This window comes from Bacillus sp. BACIII, assembly GCF_057836745.1.
Map to the genome: position 1 here is coordinate 184,338 of NZ_CM174437.1, position 19,531 is coordinate 203,868.

The 19,531-nt window shown below is 43.0% G+C and carries 25 protein-coding genes; 15 read left to right on the forward strand and 10 right to left on the reverse strand.

Annotated elements, in window-relative coordinates:
- Positions 1-13 precede the first annotated feature (13 nt).
- From ACXN9U_RS01065 to ACXN9U_RS01075, 3 genes are all read right to left on the reverse strand, one after another.
- Positions 14-337, reverse strand: coding sequence for an AzlD domain-containing protein (locus ACXN9U_RS01065; RefSeq protein WP_016938556.1), 324 nt, complete (start codon positions 335-337; stop codon positions 14-16).
- On the reverse strand, positions 334-1,065 hold the full coding sequence (locus tag ACXN9U_RS01070) for an AzlC family ABC transporter permease (RefSeq protein ID WP_060964539.1): 732 nt from the start codon (positions 1,063-1,065) through the stop codon (positions 334-336). Before ACXN9U_RS01070 ends, ACXN9U_RS01065 begins: the two co-directional genes overlap by 4 nt.
- A 71-nt stretch (positions 1,066-1,136) precedes the next feature.
- A complete protein-coding gene (locus ACXN9U_RS01075; protein WP_016938558.1) occupies positions 1,137-1,943 on the reverse strand; it encodes a TrmB family transcriptional regulator in 807 nt (268 codons plus the stop codon).
- Between the two features lie 219 nt (positions 1,944-2,162).
- Between ACXN9U_RS01075 and ACXN9U_RS01080 the strand changes: the two genes are divergently transcribed.
- The 3 genes from ACXN9U_RS01080 to ACXN9U_RS01090 all read left to right on the forward strand — a co-directional run bounded on the left by ACXN9U_RS01080 (position 2,163) and on the right by ACXN9U_RS01090 (position 4,530).
- Positions 2,163-3,035 (forward strand): cation diffusion facilitator family transporter, encoded by an 873-nt coding sequence (locus ACXN9U_RS01080; RefSeq protein ID WP_060964540.1) that lies wholly within the window; start codon positions 2,163-2,165, stop codon positions 3,033-3,035.
- 160 nt (positions 3,036-3,195) lie between these two features.
- Positions 3,196-3,606, forward strand: coding sequence for a CotG/ExsB N-terminal domain-containing protein (locus ACXN9U_RS01085; RefSeq protein ID WP_489202092.1), 411 nt, complete (start codon positions 3,196-3,198; stop codon positions 3,604-3,606).
- A gap of 168 nt (positions 3,607-3,774) precedes the next feature.
- Positions 3,775-4,530 carry an SGNH/GDSL hydrolase family protein gene (locus ACXN9U_RS01090; RefSeq protein ID WP_269774643.1) on the forward strand — a complete coding sequence of 252 codons (756 nt, stop codon included), beginning with the start codon at positions 3,775-3,777 and terminating at the stop codon, positions 4,528-4,530.
- 15 nt (positions 4,531-4,545) lie between these two features.
- Here ACXN9U_RS01090 and ACXN9U_RS01095 read toward each other — a convergent pair whose 3' ends face one another.
- From ACXN9U_RS01095 to ACXN9U_RS01105, 3 genes are all read right to left on the reverse strand, one after another.
- The gene (locus ACXN9U_RS01095) at positions 4,546-4,674 is read right to left on the reverse strand and encodes a hypothetical protein (protein WP_256076118.1); all 129 of its coding nucleotides are present in this window, start codon (positions 4,672-4,674) and stop codon (positions 4,546-4,548) included.
- A gap of 146 nt (positions 4,675-4,820) precedes the next feature.
- Positions 4,821-5,330, reverse strand: coding sequence for a cysteine protease YraA (yraA, locus tag ACXN9U_RS01100; RefSeq protein ID WP_060964543.1), 510 nt, complete (start codon positions 5,328-5,330; stop codon positions 4,821-4,823).
- Positions 5,331-5,510: 180 nt separating this feature from the next.
- Positions 5,511-5,738: a hypothetical protein gene (locus ACXN9U_RS01105; protein WP_060964544.1), complete on the reverse strand. Its 228-nt coding sequence runs from the start codon at positions 5,736-5,738 to the stop codon at positions 5,511-5,513.
- 246 nt (positions 5,739-5,984) lie between these two features.
- Between ACXN9U_RS01105 and hmpA the strand changes: the two genes are divergently transcribed.
- Positions 5,985-7,175: an NO-inducible flavohemoprotein gene (gene hmpA, locus ACXN9U_RS01110; RefSeq protein ID WP_060964545.1), complete on the forward strand. Its 1,191-nt coding sequence runs from the start codon at positions 5,985-5,987 to the stop codon at positions 7,173-7,175.
- A gap of 568 nt (positions 7,176-7,743) precedes the next feature.
- Here hmpA and ACXN9U_RS01115 read toward each other — a convergent pair.
- The gene (locus ACXN9U_RS01115; protein ID WP_158509235.1) at positions 7,744-7,890 is read right to left on the reverse strand and encodes a hypothetical protein; all 147 of its coding nucleotides are present in this window, start codon (positions 7,888-7,890) and stop codon (positions 7,744-7,746) included.
- A gap of 84 nt (positions 7,891-7,974) precedes the next feature.
- On the opposite strand from ACXN9U_RS01115, the gene ACXN9U_RS01120 reads away from it, so the two are divergent.
- The 8 genes from ACXN9U_RS01120 to ACXN9U_RS01155 all read left to right on the forward strand — a co-directional run bounded on the left by ACXN9U_RS01120 (position 7,975) and on the right by ACXN9U_RS01155 (position 12,698).
- Positions 7,975-8,475: a DUF4944 domain-containing protein gene (locus tag ACXN9U_RS01120; protein WP_489202093.1), complete on the forward strand. Its 501-nt coding sequence runs from the start codon at positions 7,975-7,977 to the stop codon at positions 8,473-8,475.
- Positions 8,476-8,702: 227 nt separating this feature from the next.
- Positions 8,703-8,891 (forward strand): hypothetical protein, encoded by a 189-nt coding sequence (locus ACXN9U_RS01125; RefSeq protein ID WP_489202094.1) that lies wholly within the window; start codon positions 8,703-8,705, stop codon positions 8,889-8,891.
- Between the two features lie 325 nt (positions 8,892-9,216).
- The gene (locus tag ACXN9U_RS01130) at positions 9,217-9,540 is read left to right on the forward strand and encodes a hypothetical protein (protein ID WP_489202095.1); all 324 of its coding nucleotides are present in this window, start codon (positions 9,217-9,219) and stop codon (positions 9,538-9,540) included.
- 267 nt (positions 9,541-9,807) lie between these two features.
- A complete protein-coding gene (locus ACXN9U_RS01135) occupies positions 9,808-9,984 on the forward strand; it encodes a hypothetical protein (RefSeq protein WP_017418372.1) in 177 nt (58 codons plus the stop codon).
- Between the two features lie 23 nt (positions 9,985-10,007).
- Positions 10,008-10,688, forward strand: a complete 681-nt coding sequence (locus ACXN9U_RS01140) for a hypothetical protein (RefSeq protein ID WP_060964548.1) — start codon at positions 10,008-10,010, stop codon at positions 10,686-10,688.
- A 604-nt stretch (positions 10,689-11,292) separates the two neighbouring features.
- Entirely contained in the window at positions 11,293-11,823 is a 531-nt protein-coding gene (locus ACXN9U_RS01145; RefSeq protein WP_060964549.1) for an HNH endonuclease signature motif containing protein, read from the forward strand.
- A 33-nt stretch (positions 11,824-11,856) separates the two neighbouring features.
- The gene (locus ACXN9U_RS01150; protein ID WP_489202096.1) at positions 11,857-12,414 is read left to right on the forward strand and encodes an SMI1/KNR4 family protein; all 558 of its coding nucleotides are present in this window, start codon (positions 11,857-11,859) and stop codon (positions 12,412-12,414) included.
- A gap of 143 nt (positions 12,415-12,557) precedes the next feature.
- Positions 12,558-12,698, forward strand: coding sequence for a PhrK family phosphatase-inhibitory pheromone (locus ACXN9U_RS01155; protein WP_489202477.1), 141 nt, complete (start codon positions 12,558-12,560; stop codon positions 12,696-12,698).
- 144 nt (positions 12,699-12,842) lie between these two features.
- Here the strand turns inward: ACXN9U_RS01155 and rpsD are convergent, their stop codons facing one another.
- Positions 12,843-13,445, reverse strand: coding sequence for a 30S ribosomal protein S4 (gene rpsD, locus ACXN9U_RS01160; protein ID WP_003152406.1), 603 nt, complete (start codon positions 13,443-13,445; stop codon positions 12,843-12,845).
- A gap of 290 nt (positions 13,446-13,735) precedes the next feature.
- Between rpsD and ACXN9U_RS01165 the strand changes: the two genes are divergently transcribed.
- Positions 13,736-15,484, forward strand: a complete 1,749-nt coding sequence (locus ACXN9U_RS01165) for a sensor domain-containing diguanylate cyclase (protein WP_060964552.1) — start codon at positions 13,736-13,738, stop codon at positions 15,482-15,484.
- A 34-nt stretch (positions 15,485-15,518) separates the two neighbouring features.
- Here the strand turns inward: ACXN9U_RS01165 and ACXN9U_RS01170 are convergent, their stop codons facing one another.
- Positions 15,519-16,001 (reverse strand): GAF domain-containing protein, encoded by a 483-nt coding sequence (locus tag ACXN9U_RS01170; protein ID WP_016938571.1) that lies wholly within the window; start codon positions 15,999-16,001, stop codon positions 15,519-15,521.
- A 126-nt stretch (positions 16,002-16,127) separates the two neighbouring features.
- Between ACXN9U_RS01170 and refZ the strand changes: the two genes are divergently transcribed.
- Complete coding sequence (gene refZ, locus ACXN9U_RS01175) at positions 16,128-16,751, forward strand: forespore capture DNA-binding protein RefZ (RefSeq protein ID WP_016938572.1); 624 nt, start codon at positions 16,128-16,130, stop codon at positions 16,749-16,751.
- Here refZ and hisJ read toward each other — a convergent pair.
- Positions 16,741-17,553 carry a histidinol-phosphatase HisJ gene (gene hisJ, locus ACXN9U_RS01180; RefSeq protein ID WP_060964553.1) on the reverse strand — a complete coding sequence of 271 codons (813 nt, stop codon included), beginning with the start codon at positions 17,551-17,553 and terminating at the stop codon, positions 16,741-16,743. The two genes, refZ and hisJ, sit on opposite strands and share 11 nt — an antisense overlap.
- A gap of 195 nt (positions 17,554-17,748) precedes the next feature.
- Between hisJ and ezrA the strand changes: the two genes are divergently transcribed.
- Positions 17,749-19,440: a septation ring formation regulator EzrA gene (ezrA, locus tag ACXN9U_RS01185; protein ID WP_060964554.1), complete on the forward strand. Its 1,692-nt coding sequence runs from the start codon at positions 17,749-17,751 to the stop codon at positions 19,438-19,440.
- Positions 19,441-19,531 lie beyond the last annotated feature (91 nt).

Consider the following 19,531-nt stretch of genomic DNA (forward strand, 5'->3'; position numbering starts at 1 on the left):
AGGCTTTTGTTTGTCACCATATCAGTCTGACGGCGGCCATCAGCACGACGCCTGTAATGACCGTGATGGATAAGCTTTTCGTCCGCATCGCGCAAAGCAATGTCGGGATGAGGACGATCATTGCTTTCCAATCAAAGGTCAAAGTGCTGTTTGTTTTTACGATCATGCTTTCCGTTACCAAGGCGGTCAAAATGCAAAGCGGAATAAAGGAGAGCCACTTTAAAGCCAATTCCGGCATCTGAATGTTCCGGACAAATATAAACGGAACAATGCGCGGCACAAGCGTAACAATCATGCAGCCGAGTATAATCCAGATCATTTGCGTGCTGATGCTCATTTGTCCGTCACCACCCCGATTGTTGCCACAATTACGGTTGAGACGATGACCGCGATGTGTGACGGGACGAAATACGATAACAAGATCATAAAAATGATCATATAGAGAATAAGGGAGAGGCTGTGTTTCAGCTTTTCCGACGCGGACGACTGCAATTGCAGCACCAAAAGCGCCGCAAACATAGCGGGCAAAGCAAAGTCCAGACCGAGGGCGTAAGGATCAGATATCCATTGTCCGAGAAGCCCGCCCATCACACAAGAAATAATCCAGCACGCATAGGCGGTTATATTGAGGCCGTTCATCCACTTATCGTACAGCTTGCCGTTCTGAACCGCCTTGTTCACCGCTACCCCGAAAGATTCATCAGTAAGCAAAGCACCGAAGCCGATATTCTTCACCAAAGAGTATTTTGTGAAATAAGGCGCGATGGTCAGACTCAGGAGCAGGTGCCGCAGATTGACGATGAACGTCGTTAAAATAATGGCGGAAGTCGGACTCCCGGAAACAAGGAGTGAGCAAATAATAAATTGGGCGGCGCCGGCATAGACCAGCAAGGATAACAAACAAATTTCAAGAATACTGAGGTGTGAGGCAACGCCAACAATGCCAAAAGCAAAACCGACACTCATATAGCCCAGCAGTGTAGGCACACAATCCCGCACCCCCTGTAAAAACGTATCGTTCATTTCCCGGGAAACGGCTGTTTTTTGCACTTCTGTCTGAATCATTTTTATACTCCTTCCTTAGAGATTATAATGATAACGACTAATGAAAAAATCAAAGAAAATACGGTTCACATTTAAATGAACCGATTTCCGGTGACGACATGAAATAAAGAATGGTTTTGTTTCATCAGACCTTCAACTTTTTCAGCTCCGACTTCTTTCACAAGCTCCGCAAACATCAGGTCATGCCTCATATATTCCATGGCCACGAGAACGAGAGCGGGATCTTCTGTTTTAATGGCCCAGGCATTCGTCTGCGGGGAAAAATTGGCGATTAAGACTTCTTTATTATCCCGTGCTGCTATCGTTAATCTTCCGCCCATGCGTTTTTCCGCCACTTCAGGAGACATATTATGATGTGTCGTATTTCCGAGCTTCACTTCCGGAGGGCCGAACACAATCGAAAAGACGGGCAATTTTTCGGCGGCGCGTTTGTTAACGGCCTCTTGAATAAAGGGAATCTGCTGTTCCCAGACAGACAGCCACAATTCTTCCTCGGCTTTTTCAATCATATCCTTCAATTCATTGATGACATGATCATTTGTGCTGATGCGGCGGATGACATTCATCTCCTGCTCGCTTTCAAGCGCCAATAATTTCTCTTCAAGATAGCCGAAGGAGCTCTCGAAGTCATGCCGCAGCCGGTCGATTAATTCCTTTCCGGCCAGCGGGGCATATGTAACCGGATCAGACGGCACAATATGGACAGCGCCTTTATCAACTAATTTACCCAATACTTCATAGATCATTGAGCGGGGGACGCCTGACCTTTTACTGATTTCATATCCGGTAACAGGCGAGTGTTTCAACAAGCCGATATATGCTTTGCATTCGTATTGAGAAAATCCGAATTTCTGCAGTTCTTTCAGAACGTCCTCCATAAACATCCTCCATAGTGGTTATTCATGAAACTACTATAATGTAAGCGGTTGTATGTTGTCAATGGGACTTGAGTGCTGAAAGAACGATTCGCTTGTGTTTCCGCTTTCCAACTTATTTTAGGGCGAGTTACTTGTATGGCTCTTGTGAAAAACGTTGCCGTAGACCCACACGGATGCCGTTTGGTACGATAAATTCAAGAAGTCAAAATGAGGAGGATCATGGTGGAAAACACCTCTAAAATCGCTTTTTTATCAGTGATAAGCAATTCTCTGGTCGTCATGCTCAAAATAGCGGTAGGCATGGTAACCGGGTCTGTCGCAATACTTTCCGAAGCCATTCATTCTTTTTTAGATCTGATCGCCGCCTTCATCGCTTTTATTTCCGTCAGGATTTCAAAAAAGCCGGCTGATACAGGGCATCCGTACGGCCATGGAAAGGTCGAGAATCTGTCCGGAACGATCGAAACAATGCTGATTTTTGCGGCGGGGATTTGGATGATATATGAATGCGTTCAAAAACTGGTAAACCCGGAGCCTGTTCATCTGCCGGTATTGGGAATCGTTGTGATGCTTGCGGGAGCTCTCATTAATTTGATCGTCTCGAAATTAGTAAAAAGAGAAGCTGTAAAGGTTAATTCCGTGGCAATGAAATCAAATGCCCTGCACTTACTGACTGACGTGTACACCTCATTAGGCGTAGCGGCAAGCCTTTTGGTCGTTACATTAACGAAGTGGTACATACTTGATCCGATCATAGGTATGGTGCTGGCGGTGTATATCATATATGAAGCGTTTAAGTTAATGAAAGAAGCATTTCCGCCGCTGATTGACACCCGTTTGTCAGCAGAGGAAGAAAAAACAATTTTAAAGATTATCGAAACATTCCATCACGAATTTATTGAAATTCACGATTTTCGCACAAGGCGGTCCGGCCCGCAGGAGTATATTGATTTTCACATGGTCGTGGCGTCTCACGTGACGATTAAAGATGTGCATGACTTGTGTGACCGCATTGAAAGGGATATTACGGATGAATTTAAACAAGCACAGGTGATGATTCATGCCGAGCCGGAGAGTGAAAGGAAGAAATAAATCAGTTCTTGTATTTTGCGTTTTAACCAGAAAGGCCCGTTTATACGGGTCTTTTTGTTATGTAAATGACTATTTCTATCACGGATTGAGAGAGAAGCTTATACAAGAGAGGCGTTCATTTCATACGTTATGGTGTAAAGAAAGAGGGAGGTGAATACGATTGAACGCTATTTCTGTTAAAGAAATTGAACATGGAGTCGCCGTTGCTCATAGAGAAGGTTTAGGGGAGTATTTGCACCAAGAACCGGTTTCTGGAAAAAGCAAGCGCCGTTCACGCAGCAAAAAACGGACACGCCGGACACATCGTTCACGCAGCCAAAAACGGACGCACCGGACACACCGTTCACGCAGCCAAAAACGGACGCACCGGACACACCGTTCACGCAGTAAAAAACGGACGCACCGGACACACCGTTCGCGCAGCCAAAAACGGACGCACCGGACACACCGCTCACGCAGCAAAAAACGGACACACCGGACACACCGCTCACGCAGCAAAAAACGGACACATCGCACAAGACGGTCCCAAAAGAAACGCCGCTCTTCCCGCAAACGCTGTTTTAAATGCTGACTGTAGAAACGATGATAGATGATCTGCTATAATGGCAATAAAGGGACTGGATAAAAACTCCAGTATTACCTGCGGACACTGAACTGACAACATGACGCTGTTTGTTCGTGTCCGTTTTTGATTTTTGAACAACATGCCGAAGGATAAAACAGGAAGGGATGACGCCGAATGAAGCTGAATGAGGAAATGTATCAAGACTCTGAAGGAAAAACAATCTATTCGCAGGATATCAGCAGCAAGCTTTTGCATATCACGGACAGCGGGCATATCAGCGTTGACTTCATCAGCATAAGCAGGCTGCGGAAGGCTTCGAAAATCGCGATCTTAGGTGACAGCGTCGCCCGGGGGCTGCGTGCGAAATACAGCTTTGGTGACATTCTGAAAGACCGGACAAACGCCGAAATCACCAATCTGTCTGTCAGCGGCGTCAATATGAGCAACAACGGAAACGATAACATTTATCAGCAATCACTTAAAACGTCGGGACAAGATGTCATTATTGTGCAGGGAACAGATGATGATTGGTGCGGCCACATCCCCATCGGCACAGATGAAAAAGATATCACTTCATTTTACGGAGGTTTCTGCCAAGTCATTCAGCAGCTCCGCAGCAGAAATAAAGGCGCGAGCATCATTGCAGTGACCCCGACGAAACAAGCGAAAATGTCAAACGGAAAAATCGTCCGCCGTGATACTGATAAAAATAAACTGGGTTTGAAGCTGGCTGACTATGTAAAAGCCCAGAAAGAAGCCTGCACCCTGCTTTCTGTACCGTATGCCGACCTATTTGATACAGATCTCATCGACCCGTATAATCCCGCTTTCCGTAAAATGTGCATGTCAGAAGGCCTTCATCCGAACGAGACAGGGCATCAAATTATCTTTCAGGAAATCTGCCGAAATTTTTATTATTATTACGGATGAAACAGCACTGAAAGGTTATTTTCGGCTTTTCTCTTCTAAAAGCTCAATCATTCTTTGAGATGCACGCCGTTGCGCTCTTAAAAGCGAGACGATATTTCCGGTAAAACCGATTAAAATGATAAGCAGAAAAATGATTATCCACATAAGCGAACCTCCCGTCGAGTGTTGAAAAACCCACTCTTTATTTTACTTATTATGGATGAGGAAGAGAATAGGTCTAACTATTGGTGTTTCTTTATAAACCCATAAAAAAATGCACAGACTGAACTGGTCTGTGCATTTTTATTTGCTTATTTCAGCAGATTCAATGATTCGCGATTAAAGGCTTCCAAATCGTCAGGTGTTCTGCTTGTTACGATGTTATGGCTGACAACGACTTCTTCATCTTTATAATTGGCGCCGGCATTGATTAAGTCTTTGCGGATGCTGCGGTATCCCGTGATATCTTTCCCTTTCAGAAGGTCGGTATCAATCAGCAGCTGCGGGCCGTGGCAGATCGCAAAAACGGGTTTCTGATTTTCCACGAATGCTTTAGTAAATTCACCCGGGCGATCATCTCCGCGAAGCAGATCCGGTGAAAAGCCTCCAGGGATTAATAACGCATCGAATTCCTTGGCGTCTGCGTCTGAAATCGCTTGATCGATCTTAACTTTCTCACCGTGCTTGCCCGTCACTTCTTTCCCTGCTTCCAAATCTATTGTCACCACGCTGTGGCCTGCTTCTTTAAATGCTTCTGCCGGGCTTGTATATTCAATATCCTCGAATTGGTCTGTTATCAGAACTGCGATTTTTTTGCTCATATGTCATGCCTCCTGTGTAGTTTGTATATGACAAGGATATCAGGCAGATCGCTCTCTCTCAACGTATTTGCTTGGAGATAAAGCATAAAAAAGACCCCTCTGAAAAAGAGGAGCCAAAAGGTACGGAGGCCTGCTGAAACTTGCGTGTTTAACCTGAGATAAGGCAAGAAATCGAACCGATTACTTTTTGTGTCTTTTTTTATGCTTTTTACATCCGCATTTCCCGGGATCGCCCGGATCAATAACCTCATGAATTGTTTCTTCTTGATATACGTGGCGGGGAACATAACGGATATGCTCTCTTTTAATGTGTTTGATGGGATGGACGTAAACCACTTCTTTGTCAGTATACGTGTCAGTCACAATATACTTAGGGTCACAGTAATATACTTTCGATTTTTTACCCATTCATCTCACCTCCCGTACTTTATTAAATGCTGACAAGGGGGATTTTGCATCGGACAAGTACACCACGGCAAGTCCACATTTTTGCAGTTTGCAATAAGGAGCGGATAGTATCTGTATGGTTTTTCCTGAATTCGCTTTAAATTGGGATGGTTAATGCTTTTTAATCAGGGAAATTTATAAAAAAGAATTCAACATAATTCTTTTCTCAGTTCAACGAGATGCTGACATCTTTGGAGGGATTTCTGAATGCTCGATGAAAAAACAATTGAAATCGTTAAAAGCACAGTGCCGGTCTTGGAAGAGCACGGTGAAGAAATCACAGGACGATTTTATGACCTGCTGTTTCAGCATCACCCTGAGCTGCTGAATGTCTTTAATCAGACGAATCAAAAGAAAAAAACCCAGCGTACAGCTTTGTCGAATGCTGTGATCGCGGCCGCCGCCAATATTGACCGCTTGGAAAACATCGTTCCCGTCGTTAAACAAATCAGTCAAAAACACCGGAGTATCGGAGTTAAGCCCGAGCATTATCCAATCGTTGGCAAGTACTTGTTAATCGCGATAAAGGATGTGTTAAAAGACGGGGCTTCCCCTGAGGTCATTCAGGCATGGGAAAAAGCATACGGCGTCATTGCAGACGCATTTATCGGTATTGAGAAGGAAATGTATGAACAAGCGGAAACACAAAAAGGCGGCTGGAAAGACTATAAGGCGTTTAAAATTGATAAAAAAGTAAAAGAAAGCAAAGAGATCATGTCTTTTTATTTAAAACCGGAAGACGGACAAGTTCTCCCCGAATTCAAAGCGGGACAATATATCAGTGTAAAAGTATACATTCCGGATACGGGTTATACACATATCCGCCAGTACAGCTTGTCCGATGTGTCCGGTAAGGATTATTACCGGATTTCCGTTAAAAAAGAAGGGGTTGTTTCCTCATATCTGCATGACCAATTACACGAAAAGGATTCAATTGAGATCAGCGCTCCGGCCGGAGACTTCGTATTAGACCCTGATTCCAAAAAGAATCTGGTTCTCATCAGTGCCGGTGTCGGAATTACCCCGATGATCAGCATGTTAAAGACGGTTGCCAAAACCCAGCCGCAGCGAAATGTTCTCTTTATCCATGCGGCAAGGAGCGGCGAGTATCATGCGCTGCGGCATGAAGCTGAAGAAGCCGCTGAACACTCATCCGTTGCCACCGTCTTTATTTACAGCGACCCGTCCGAACAAGACCGCTCAGAAAACATTCATTTTCGGGAAGGCCGGATTGACAAACAGCTGTTAGAAGAAGTGATGACAGAAAAAGATGCTGATTTTTATCTATGCGGATCACCATCATTCATTAAGGCAATGAAAAAGCTGATTTCCGAATTCAATGCACCGCCGGAATCGATTCACTATGAATTATTCGAACCGCAGCTCAGTATGGTGTGATGAAAGAAGGAAGGACGAGGATTTTAATGTATGAAGCACCCGGATTGGGTGCTTTTTTTATTCTCTTGCAAGGAAGGTTCCGCTGCCCACATACAGGGAAACAAAGATACAAATCAGGGTAAGGTCACCCGCATTAAATGGGATGGAGGTGAATTGTCTTATTGAATATAAGTCCAAGACGGAAAGCCTGTTGGCGCTGAGGAGGAAATAGCGTGAAAATAGGGAGCGTCTTATCAGCAGAAAAAAAGCCATGTGCAGTATGCAATAGAAGAAATAGGGAAAGCAGGATGAGTCCCTGCTTTCTCTATTTCTTCGTGATTCCGTAATATAAAATCACTATCTCGCCAATGGCAAGTACTATACGAATGATAATTAATTTGGATTGCAGCATACTATACGTTAAATCTCACTCAAACAGACTGGTTTGAAAGCACCAAAAAGAATATTTGCACACAGAATATTCCTCTTTCTACATCATAATAGATAGTATTCAATAACTCATCTCTAATTTTTTTTAGAAAAAAAAGAACCAGTCATGCATCAGCAACTCGTTCAATTTTTGTTATGATCAGAATGATTTTAAGTACTTTTGTACTTCAGTTTCCCCTTGTTTAACTGTTAAATTCTCATTTGTGGCTTCAACTGCTTGAGCATTATTAAGAAAAGTAAAACTCAAAACTGATGTTACTAAAAGACTCATTGCAACTTTTTTCATTTGTTTCTCCTTTTTTGTATTTATGGTACTATTATATATTAATTACTTTTAAAGGGAAATCAATACATTTTTTGGAGGTTGTTTATGACGAACGAGTATAAAAGGCCCGTTTTATTTACAGTTTCTGCATTGGTGATCATTTTCCTAGTGTTTTTCTCATTAAAAATCTATAACCATTACAATCTCGAATATCCTAACTGGGAAGGTAAAAGTAAGGATCATAACTGGGAGGTAGTCTTTAAAAAGAATGAAGATGCTCCAAAGGAGTTCAGTGGGGAGATCCTTTGGATTGGCGATAAAGATAAAACTGATAAAACTTATATAGAATCCATAACAATAATGAAAGGTAATAAAACACTTCTTGATTCTTCAGATTTTAACAGCGATATCCCTATGAAAGATTATTCAGGTGGTACCTCTAGCGATGGATCAGCTAAAGAAAAATCATTTTCATTTTTAGAACGCTTAGAAGAATCTGATCTAAAAGGATCTAAGATAACGGTTCAAGTGAAATGGAAACAAGATAACCAATCATTCAGTACGGAAAAGTTCGTTCTTTCAAAGAAAACTATATTTAATCACTAAATTTATTGAGTTTATTCTAACCAGTTCTTAATCTGAACTGGGAGAAGATTTAATTAAATAAGTCCAAGACGGAACGCCTGCGGACACTGATCATTGTACAGATTTACTGTGCTCTGATTGGTGCCCGTTTTTTGTTTCTCGAAAGCGGCAAAGAAATGCTTATATAAATGCATTGGTTTCAATCTGAGGGCATTTCCCAAAAGGCGGGGAAATGGGGGTGGCAAAGGATGAAACGTGCCGGGATCGGCGATGTGATAAGAGAAGAATATAAATGCCCTTGTGGAAGTGGGCAAGTAGTTTACGGAAAAGAAAATATTCCCAGTTCCAGAAGTATCGAGATTGATTGTTACTGTAAGCAATGTAATGAAAAATACGATTTCGGTAGAGGAACGGCAACATTAAAAAATAATTATTAGTTTGAATTGCGCTCTTCGGGAGGGCTTTTTTATGTTCTCTGTAAACTGCGTCCGGTAAATCGTTCGACAAAATTCGTGAATGGTTCCATTATTATACTCTTTTACCGATAATATCAGGGAGGAGATGATATTATGAGCACAGATATAATAGTTGCTATAATAAACGGCTTGGTGACAATTTTAGTCGGAATTATTACAGCTCGTGTTGCTTAGTTAGGCTCAATGAGAGGTGCAAAGCTTCAAATTGAAAAGGCCAATGCGGATGCCGAGAGAGTTAAGAAGGAAGAAGAGGAATTAGCCAAGAAATTTAAAGTCATTCCTATAAATGGAAATAACGAAAAATATAAAAAAGATTAGTCCGCAACAAATTAGATCAATTAGGGAGCGGGCAGAAGACAAATTAAGTGTATCAACTTATTTAAAAATAAAACCCAAACTTAGCTTTGACACTTACAATGAAGTAAGACATACACTCAATAAAATTAACGATGTTTTGTTTGTTGCCGAAGTCCTTAGAATTTATAAATGTTTTAAAATTTTGAAGGACAATGGCAAACTGAATGATAAAAGCGTAGTAGCAGCAGGAGAAATATATGATGCATTGCAACATTGGATTAAAAAGTTACACATTGAGGAGCATCTTGAATAGAGATGCTTTTTTGCTTCCGGTAAATCAGTCATTGGTATTTACTGATTTTGTTTCCATGTAGTTAATAAGAATCATTTATTATGCTCTACCATTTTTCCGCCTCTAATAATGTGTTAACATGTTTTTTATAAATCAGTATCTTTACAGCTAGTACAAGAAAAAACAAATTGTTAGAAAGTTGTAAGTAGACAAAATATTTCATGTTTTATAAAATGTGGGTGTACTTAAAAACAAGCACCCGGAATTATGCAGATTGGAGAAATCAAAATGACTAATAAGAAAATTATCTTTGACATTATTATGTACATTATTTTCGGTGGGGTAAGTGTTTACTTATTTTCGCAAACTAATTTTGGAACAGGTGCGTTGATTTGTATTATCGTGATTTATCTTGCTGTTATCGCGTATAAAGTCAAACAGTTAGTCAGTCGGGCTGATTCTTAGGGTGCGTTAAGGGGGATTAGTAAGTGAACAGGAAAAAAATTTTGACCGGGGTTTTGGCTGCGTCAATCGCTTCAGGTACAGTTTTACCAACAAGTTCTGCGTTTGCTAAAAGCATTCAAGCACCTTCCTATGAACAGTTAAATAAGGATTTTAAAATCACAAGTGAAGTAATTAAGGATGACGGCAAACTAGTGGAGATTCAATACGCTAAACAAGGTGAGAAACACAAAGCTGTGCTTAATGCAAAAGATCATACTGTTAAAGTTGACGGTGAAGTACAAAAAGGTTTGAACTATGATTTTGATGAAAAGAAAGCAGAGATAGCAAATGGCACTCAAAATTCATCAGCGACAGATACATTCACAACAATGGCCGCGAAACCAAAGGCAGGATATAAGTATGTTGGAACGGTGTCTGGCCATACAAAAGAGTCTAAAAATGCAATCACCTTAGTGGGATCTTTATTTGGAACAATTCCTGGGCTTGGTTGGGGTGCTAAGGCTGCAGGTGTCTTGTTTGCTTACTGGACTAAAGAACGAATCCCTGATGCTTATTACAAATATGATTTGTATGAAAAAGGTGCAATGACTAACTCATGGTATCAATATACTACAACTCAATTTTTTGAAGATAAAGCACATAAAAAGCCGATGGGTAAACCTTGGACAAGCAGCCCAACAAAAATCGACTTGCCTAATAGCTAACTGGGAAAGCAGGTGTTTAAGCCTGCTTTTTTATATTCTCTGTAAACTGCTTCCAATAAATCTCGGAAATACGAATGGCGGTTAACAGTCTGAGGACGGGGGCGGTTTAGAAAGAATATATTGGAGGGAGTACATGGAGACAATTAGTCAAGCCTTTGAGGAATGAGGAAAGAATCTAAGCTGGGCGGCTGAAAGGATGTCAACGCCCAAACGGCTATCCATAGAAGCTTTTTTATGTTGATAGAGCATGCATGGAAACAATTTATGCGCATCGATTTGAGACGTCATGGTTTATTTCGCTCACGTGCTTCTGTTTATCGTGTGTAGTCTGTTCAGGTAAATCAGAAAAGGAATAAGCATGGCAAGGCAACGTGACGAATTAGACAAAATCTATAATACAGCACGCTGGAAGCGAGTAAGAAAAGTCGTTCTGATTAGGGACGGCTATTTGTGTTGTGAGTGCCGTCCTCGTGGATTGATAACGGAAGCGAATACGGTTCACCATAGCATTGCTTTAGGGGAGGATCCAAACCTAGCTTTGATCTTGATAATCATAAAACGATCTGTTTAAAGTACCACAATAGGAGGCACCCGGAAAGAAGCGGTGGGGAGGAGGAACAAACGATTATATGTAAGTAACACTTATAGCGGAAAATATGGAAGGGTTTTTCTCCATAACAGAGAATTTTTAGGGAAGGATATTAAAGCAGGTAAATCATATTCAAAGTCGTATTATCCTAAAAAGACAAAGTTTTTTATGTCCCAACATACTTCGGTAGCCGGCTGGAAAGGTTCACTTCCTGATACTTCCGCTGGAACGTTGGCTCCTGCTCTTGCGAATAAAATAGCAATGCTGTATCCAGAGATAATAAATACTCACAGCAAAAAAACAATGCCTTTACCGGCTAAAGCAAATTTCCCGGTTGTACCTGTCGATAAAAGAACTAAATGGGATAGTAGAACGGATCAAGGTAACTATATAAAGAAGTATATCGACACATACGGTGATCCGAAGTGGAATTGGAGTTCATTCGATATTCACCATGTGCTTCCGCTAAAGTATGGGGGAAAAAATAACTTTAATAATTTGTATCCTCTCCCTCGTGACATGCACCAAAACCTATTAAATCCTTGATGGGATAAATATTAATAAGTAAGAGGTGGCTCAATGGCAGTTTTTGTTGAAAAAACGCTCCAAGGTCTAAAAGAATTAATTGATGAAAAATGCCGCTTGAATATTTTGGGAAATGAAGGAACTCTTTTAGAAACAGAATGTACTTTCTCTAAAGGCGCAACAGATCTGGAGATTGAGAGTTTTGAGAAGAAAATAAAAGTCTCACTTCCTGAAGATTATAAAACCTTTTTAAAATTGCATAACGGAGCCAGAATATTTGATTTGTTGATTTACGGTGAGAATGTAGGTGGGGGTTTGCATATTCTTAATTTAGAAGAGATTGAAAAGTATATGCAAAATGGTTTTTTAGAGCCTCAGTTTATTCCTGTCGCACATCTGTTAGACGGATGTTATTTGTTAATTGACAAAACCAAAATGTCCACAGATCCAAACTATTTATGGTTCCTCAGATTTGTTGAGTATGAACCAATGCAACTTAATTTTGAGATATTCTTAGATAGGTATATTTTATCTCAGGGATCAAGTTTTTGGGAATGGAATATCTATACTGCTGAGAATTATTACAGAACTCACCAGAGTGATGAGCTTTAAATCATCCGTATACGGCCCGTTTCAGCCCATTAAAATAACCAGCAGGAACAATAATGCCTTATAAAAGAAGCATTGAATTTCCTAAGCATGCTATTTTAGCCGAGGAGAAAATGAGGTACCTGGAGGGATTGTAATTGAAAAAAATGATTCTTTGTGCAACTCTCACCTTCGTTACGTTAAGTGGTTTAGCTGCAGTTAAGATTAATCAAGAATCATCAGATATCAAGATAACAGAGCGCCCGGTCGGTACTCTAAAATTAGCAGAGCGGCCAGTTGGCACATAAAAAAAGCCCCGGACAGGGGCTTTTTTTAATAAAGAGAGGGGGGCATCTGTCCACCATTCTGACAGCCCAAAAGAAAAACCCTAGAAATGTTGATATAACAACGTTTCTAGGGTTTAATCCAATGCTCTTTAAAGAGCATTTTACTTAACGAGAGTAGAACTCAACGATAAGCGCTTCGTTAATTTCCGGAGCAAGCTCTGAGCGCTCTGGAAGACGAGTGAATGTACCTTCAAGCTTTTCAGCATCGAAAGTAAGGTACTCAGGAACGAAGTTGTTTACTTCTACAGATTCTTTGATGATTGAAAGGTTTCTTGATTTTTCGCGAACACCGATTGTTTGACCAGGTTTTACTTGGTAAGACGGAATGTCAACGCGGCTTCCGTCAACAAGGATGTGACCGTGGTTAACTAATTGGCGTGCCTGACGGCGAGTGCGCGCAAGACCAAGCTTGTACACAACGTTATCAAGACGTGCATCTAAAAGAATCATGAAGTTTTCGCCGTGTTTACCAGTCATTTTTGCAGCTTTGTCAAACAATGTGCGGAATTGACGTTCGTTTACACCGTACATGTGACGAAGTTTTTGCTTTTCTTGCAATTGCAAACCGTATTCTGATAGTTTTTTACGCTGTCCCGGACCGTGGGGACCTGGTGCGTAAGGGCGTTTTTCTAATTCTTTACCTGTACCGCTAAGAGAGATTCCTAAGCGGCGGGACAGTTTCCATGATGGACCTGTATAGCGAGCCATAATGTGACTCCTCCTTTGGTTTTATTTTGTGGAAAATAAAAACCGTCTGTTCGATCCGACCGTGCACATTTTGTTTTCATGTATCCTCGCTCCAGCAGCAGAGAGTTACACGATACACCTTACAGCTAAGGAACAAAATGCAAACACAGAAGCTGAACAAAAAGGCTGCAATATTTCACACAAAGAACATTATATGATTTTTCTCCGCCGCCGTCAACCATTTCTCCATGAAGACTGCCGGTTTATGATATAATGTACAAAAATGAGTAGTACATGTTTAGGTGATAAAAATGAAAAAACAAACAATCGATGAAGTGACGGCCTTTCATCAGAAAATGCTTTCTTTTTTCTTAACGAAATCTGAATCCGTCTCATTATCCGACTCGCTGTTATGGCTGGCCTCAGCTCTAGAATCCTGCTTTACATCTCTTTCATTGACCCTTTCACCGGCTGAATCCGCACGTTTCACCATAAAAACAGAAGAGGAACCGAATTATGCTCCGCTGAAAGAGAGTGACGGCCGTTTTATGATCAGGAATCAGACGTCCGGCAGATCGTTTTATCTGCGCACGGAAGGCGGGCTGCCGATCCCGGAATCATTGCCTGAGCTCGTTACTCAATTTATCAATCAATCTGTGAGACAGAGCGGGCTGTTTGACAAAACAAAGCATCAGCGGAAAATCCACAGAATGACAGAAATGTTCCATTCGCTTTTAGATCAGGATGAAGTATTGGAAAAGCTGCAGGCGAGTTTGAGGAAGGCTTTCCAGTCTTTCCGTTTTTCACTGTTCATCTCGCAGGACCAGGATACGGACAGACAGCTCCCCGCAAAAGAATTGCATATGGACGGAGAAGACGCCGATCAGTTTGCGCTGCAGGTGTTTTTATCAGGCAGAATGCTCAGGAAAGGCAGGTCATCTGCTTACCTGCCGATCAAAGGCCAGCAGGGGACTTACGGGGTTCTGAAGACGGAGGGAATGCAGGACGCCGCGCTCTCGTGCAGCACGCTGAGTGAAATGCTGCTGCTTACGGGCGCAGCGGGAAAAGCATTTGAAAATGCGCAGCTGTATGAGCAATCGAAAAAAAGCATTGCGAATCTGGAGCTCATTAATGAAACATCGCGCCAGCTGAATCAGCGTCTCAGGCTCACTGATACGATGCGGGAGCTCGCCGCCATCATGACCCAATCGTTTTACGCCGAAGAAGTGGCTTTTTTTCATATTGATCATTTTGAGACGCAAAATCTGCTTCCCGGACATACCGCCTTTTTTAAGACAGAACGCGCCAACCCGTATATCAGCATTGTGAAAGAAAAGCTGTTCGAGGGAGAAAAGGGTGTATTTATCGGCAGCGGAAAGACCGTATTTGGCGAAAATGGCTATGGTTCACTGATGGCGGTGCCGATGATCGAAAATGACACCGTCTTCGGTTTCGCGATTTTATTGAAAAAGGATTTGTATGCTTTTACGTTTGAAATGTATAAGCTTTTTCAGGCGCTCATTCACCATGCGACATTGGCTGTAACGAACTCCATGCTTCGCGACAGGCTTGAGCATCTTGTTCAGACAGACCAGCTGACGGAGCTGTATTCAAGAACCTATTTGGATGAGAAAATTCAATACAGCATGAAAATCCATAAACGGGGTGTATTTATCCTCGTTGATATCGATAATTTCAAACACATTAATGATACATACGGACATCAAACGGGAGATTCGATCCTCATTCAGGTGGCCTCCGTTATGAAAAACCATATCCGGGAGCACGATGTTGCCGCGAGATGGGGAGGCGAAGAGCTGGCTGTCTATCTGCCGAACATCAACGTGTCATCCGGAGAGTGCATTGCCAAAAGGCTCGTCCGCGCCATCCGGGAAAACACCGAGCCGCGCGTAACGATTTCCTGCGGCGTTTCCTGCTGGTCAAAGACTGGCCCTAAGCCGTTGAAAATGCTCGTTCAGCAAGCGGACGAGGCGCTTTATATCGCCAAACGGAGCGGTAAAAACCGGCTGATCATCCATCAAAACAGCACGGCGACGTAAAAAAGGAGCCGGCCTGCGGGCCGAACTCCTTTTTTTATCCTAATCGTTTTTCAAGCGTTTCAACAAACTTTGCTAAATAGGTTTCGTCCGTTTCATCAAAACGGTTTTTCACGGGGCTGTCAATGTCCAGCACACCGATCACTTCTCCGTTTACGCGGATCGGGAGGACGATTTCTGACTGGGAAGCCGCGTCACAGGCAATGTGTCCCGGGAACGCATTCACATCGGCAATCCGCTGCACGGCGCCATTGGAGTAGGCAGTGCCGCATACGCCTTTGCCGAACGGAATGCGCACACAGGCAGGAAGTCCTTGAAACGGTCCGAGTACAAGCTCGCCCTCTTTAGCGAAGTAAAACCCCGCCCAATTGACCTCATGTAATGAATGGTATAAAAGCGCTGACGCATTCGCGTAATTTGCGATCGCATCCGTTTCATCTTCTGTCATGGCTTCGAGCTGTTTAAGCAGAAGCTGATAACTTTTTTCTTTATCTCCGGACTGTTTTTCGACATGAAACATGGAAAACCCTCACTTTTTCTATAATATCAAACAAAGTTCCGGCCGTTCTGCCGGCATTTGTCGAGAAGTTCTTACAGGAACAGCGCCCTTCTGCTTGAATTGTTAACACATAAAGGGGTGAGCCGTATGAAAGTAAGCACCAAAGACAAAATTATTAACGCCGCTGTCCTGCTGTTTAACCAAAAAGGCTATTCCGGCACGTCCGTCCGTGAAATCGCAAAGTCAGCTGATGTAAATGTTGCGCACATCTCCTACTATTTTAAAGGGAAAGGCGGATTAATGGAACATTTAGTTTCCGAGTTTTACGAAGGCTATACTGAAGCGCTGGAAAAAGCCGCCGGCAGTGTGAACGGTGAAGACGCGCAGGAACGCATCCTGCGGGTGATTTTCGATATTTTATCCTATCAGCACGATCATCGTCAATTAACACGTTTTGTGTATCGGGAAGTGACGATTGATTCTGTGCTTATCAGGGAAATTATGTCTACTTACTTAATGAAAGAAAAATATATTTTCCAGCTGGTGATTGAAGAAGGGCAGTCACGCCACAAACGGCTGACGCTGCCCGTGCCGCATTTTATTCTGCAATTGAAATCCCTCTTAATGATGCCGTATCTCCAGCCTCAATATATTACGGAGGTGCTCTATATGCAGCCTCATGAGCCGTACTTTTATAAAAGGTATTTTGAAGAGGTGAAGATTTGGATCGAAAGCGTGTTCCGCCGTCCCGATGCGGCGCTTATGAAGTGACGATGCTTTTGTACGTTTCATAGGAACTGCCGACATCTTCCGCTTGATGGGCATCCGACCCGAATATGAGCGGGATTTTTTTTTGCTTCGCCGTCTCAGCCATCCAATCCTCTATATATACTTCCCCGGCAAACTTCTTTCTGAGTCCGGATGTATTCACATCCAGCTCCATTCCGTGCTTTTTCACGGCGTCAAGACAGCGGGCCGCAAGCTCTCTTATTTGAGAGGACATGCTATAAGGGAAAAGGCGCGCGAATTTTTTGACGAGCGTGATATGGCCGACCCGTTTTGGCTTAAATGGTCCGAGCGGTGTTACAATGGAAGAATACACAGTTTTATAGTATTGCTCATATACGGCTTCAACGCTGCCGAAGTGCGCGGCCAGCTGCTGAAACGCATGCTCATCAAAATCAAGGCATATATAAGACGGACCGGCCTTCAAAAAATGAACGGATAAAATGCCGTCATCCAGTGAGGGGCCGTATGTGTTAAGAAACGCCGCGGTTTCTTCTTCATACCCTGTGATAAAATCGGTTTCAAGCCCCGTCAGAATGCTGATTTGTCCCTTGTATTCCTTTTTCAGCTGTGACAGCCGCTCCAAATAAACCTCCATCTGTCTGAGATCCATTGCGCTGTCTTGAAGCGGTACAGGGTCTTGAAAAGACGGGGGAAGGGGGGCATGCTCTGTAAATGTGATCGAGTCAAAGCCTTTTTCCAGAGCTTTTTCGACATATTGTTTCAGCGTGTCTTTCGAGCCGTGAGGGCAAAAAGGCGTGTGGATATGAGCGTCTCGTTTTTCCATTTGTGTCACTCCATTAAAAAATTGCAGAATCCTGCCGAAATTATGCAAAAAGTTTTTGATTTCTGGTCAAAAAATGTTGGTTACATGGTATCATAATAACAATGAAAACGACAGATTTTCTCAATACATATATTGAAATCTTTCTGAATACATAAAACACCCTGACAGATTAAGAGAACAACAAGGGGGCTCATTATGGAGTTAGTCATCGGATTATTGGTTATACTGCTCGCGCTCTTTGCGGCGGGCTACTTTTTCAGGAAAAAAATTTATACGGAAATTGACCGGCTGGAGTCATGGAAAATTGAAATTTTAAACCGTTCGATAGTGGAAGAAATGTCCAAGATCAAACATTTGAAAATGACCGGAGAGACGGAAGAGTTCTTTGAAAGATGGCGCGAGGAGTGGGATGAAATTGTCACAGCCCATCTGCCGAAAGTAGAAGAGCTCCTTTATGATGCCGAAGAGAACGCCGACAAATACCGGTTTAAAAAAGCGAATCAGGTGCTTGTCCACATCGACGACCTCCTCACCGCCGCTGAATCAAATATAGAAGGCATACTGCGTGAGATCAGCGACCTTGTGACGAGCGAGGAAAAAAGCCGCGGAGAGATTGAACAGGTGCGTGAGCGGTATTCAAAAGCGCGGAAAAACCTTCTGGCGTACAGCCATCTCTACGGTGAGCTTTATAACAGCCTGGAGACGGATCTCGATGAAATTTGGAGCGGCATAAAAGAGTTTGAAGAAGAGACGGAAGGCGGCAATTACATCAAAGCGAGAAAAGTGCTGCTTGAACAGGACCGCAGGCTGGATCAGCTTCAAACATACATAGATGACGTTCCGAAACTGCTCGCGGACTGTAAACAGACCGTGCCGAACCAAATTGCCAAGCTGAAAGACGGCTACCGGGAAATGACGGAAAAAGGCTACAAACTGGAGCATATTCAAATCGAAAAAGAGCTGGAGACACTCACAAATCAAGTGAAACGGGCCGAAAATGCGCTTTTGGAAGAATTGGATGTCGACGAAGCGTCCGCCATTCTTCAGCTGATTGATGAAACCATTCAATCGATGTATGAACAGCTGGAAGGCGAAGTGGAAGCCGGTCAGTCCGTCTTAAGCAAAATGCCTGAACTGATCATCGCGTATGAGAAGCTTGAGGACGAAAAAGACCGCACAAAAACCGAAACAGAGCTCGTCAAGGAAAGCTATCAGCTGACGGCAGGAGAAATCGGCAGACAGCACGCGTTCGAAAAACAGATGGAAACGATCGGCCGGCTTCTTGAGCAGGCGAGAGAAAAACTCGACGGTGAGCATGTCGCTTACTCACTGCTGATTGAGGAAGTCGAGGCCATCGAAAAACAGCTGGAAGAGGCTCAGAAAGAGCACGCTGAATACCGTGAAAATCTGCAGGCGCTCAGAAAAGAAGAACTGCAGGCGCGGGAAACGCTGACGCATCTTCGGAAAACCATTTCTGATACGGCCAGAATGCTGCAAAAAAGCAACGTGCCGGGGATTCCCGAGCAGGTCAAGAATAAGCTAGAGACAGCGAATCATCATATAGAAGAAACCGTCAGCCAATTGGAAGAGCTGCCGCTGAACATGGAGGAAGCCGCCAAACACCTCACCGAAGCTGAAAAGATGGTTGAAGAAGTCAGCGAAGAGGCGAAAGAACTTGTCATTCAGGTGAAGCTTATTGAGCGGATCATTCAGTACGGCAATCGCTTCCGAAGCCAGAATCACATTTTATCTGAACAGCTGAAAGAAGCTGAACGGCTGTTTTACGCTTACAGCTATAATGAAGCTTATGAGATGGCGGCAGAAGCTGTTGAAAAAGCAGCTCCCGGCGCCGTGAAAAAAATTAAAGCTGATCAATCCGCTTCATAGCCGTGCAAGCAAAAACTGCACCCTGATGTACATCAGAGGTGCAGTTTTTTTGTTTCTCACGGAATATAAAAAGCGCCTGCGGCTGATATCG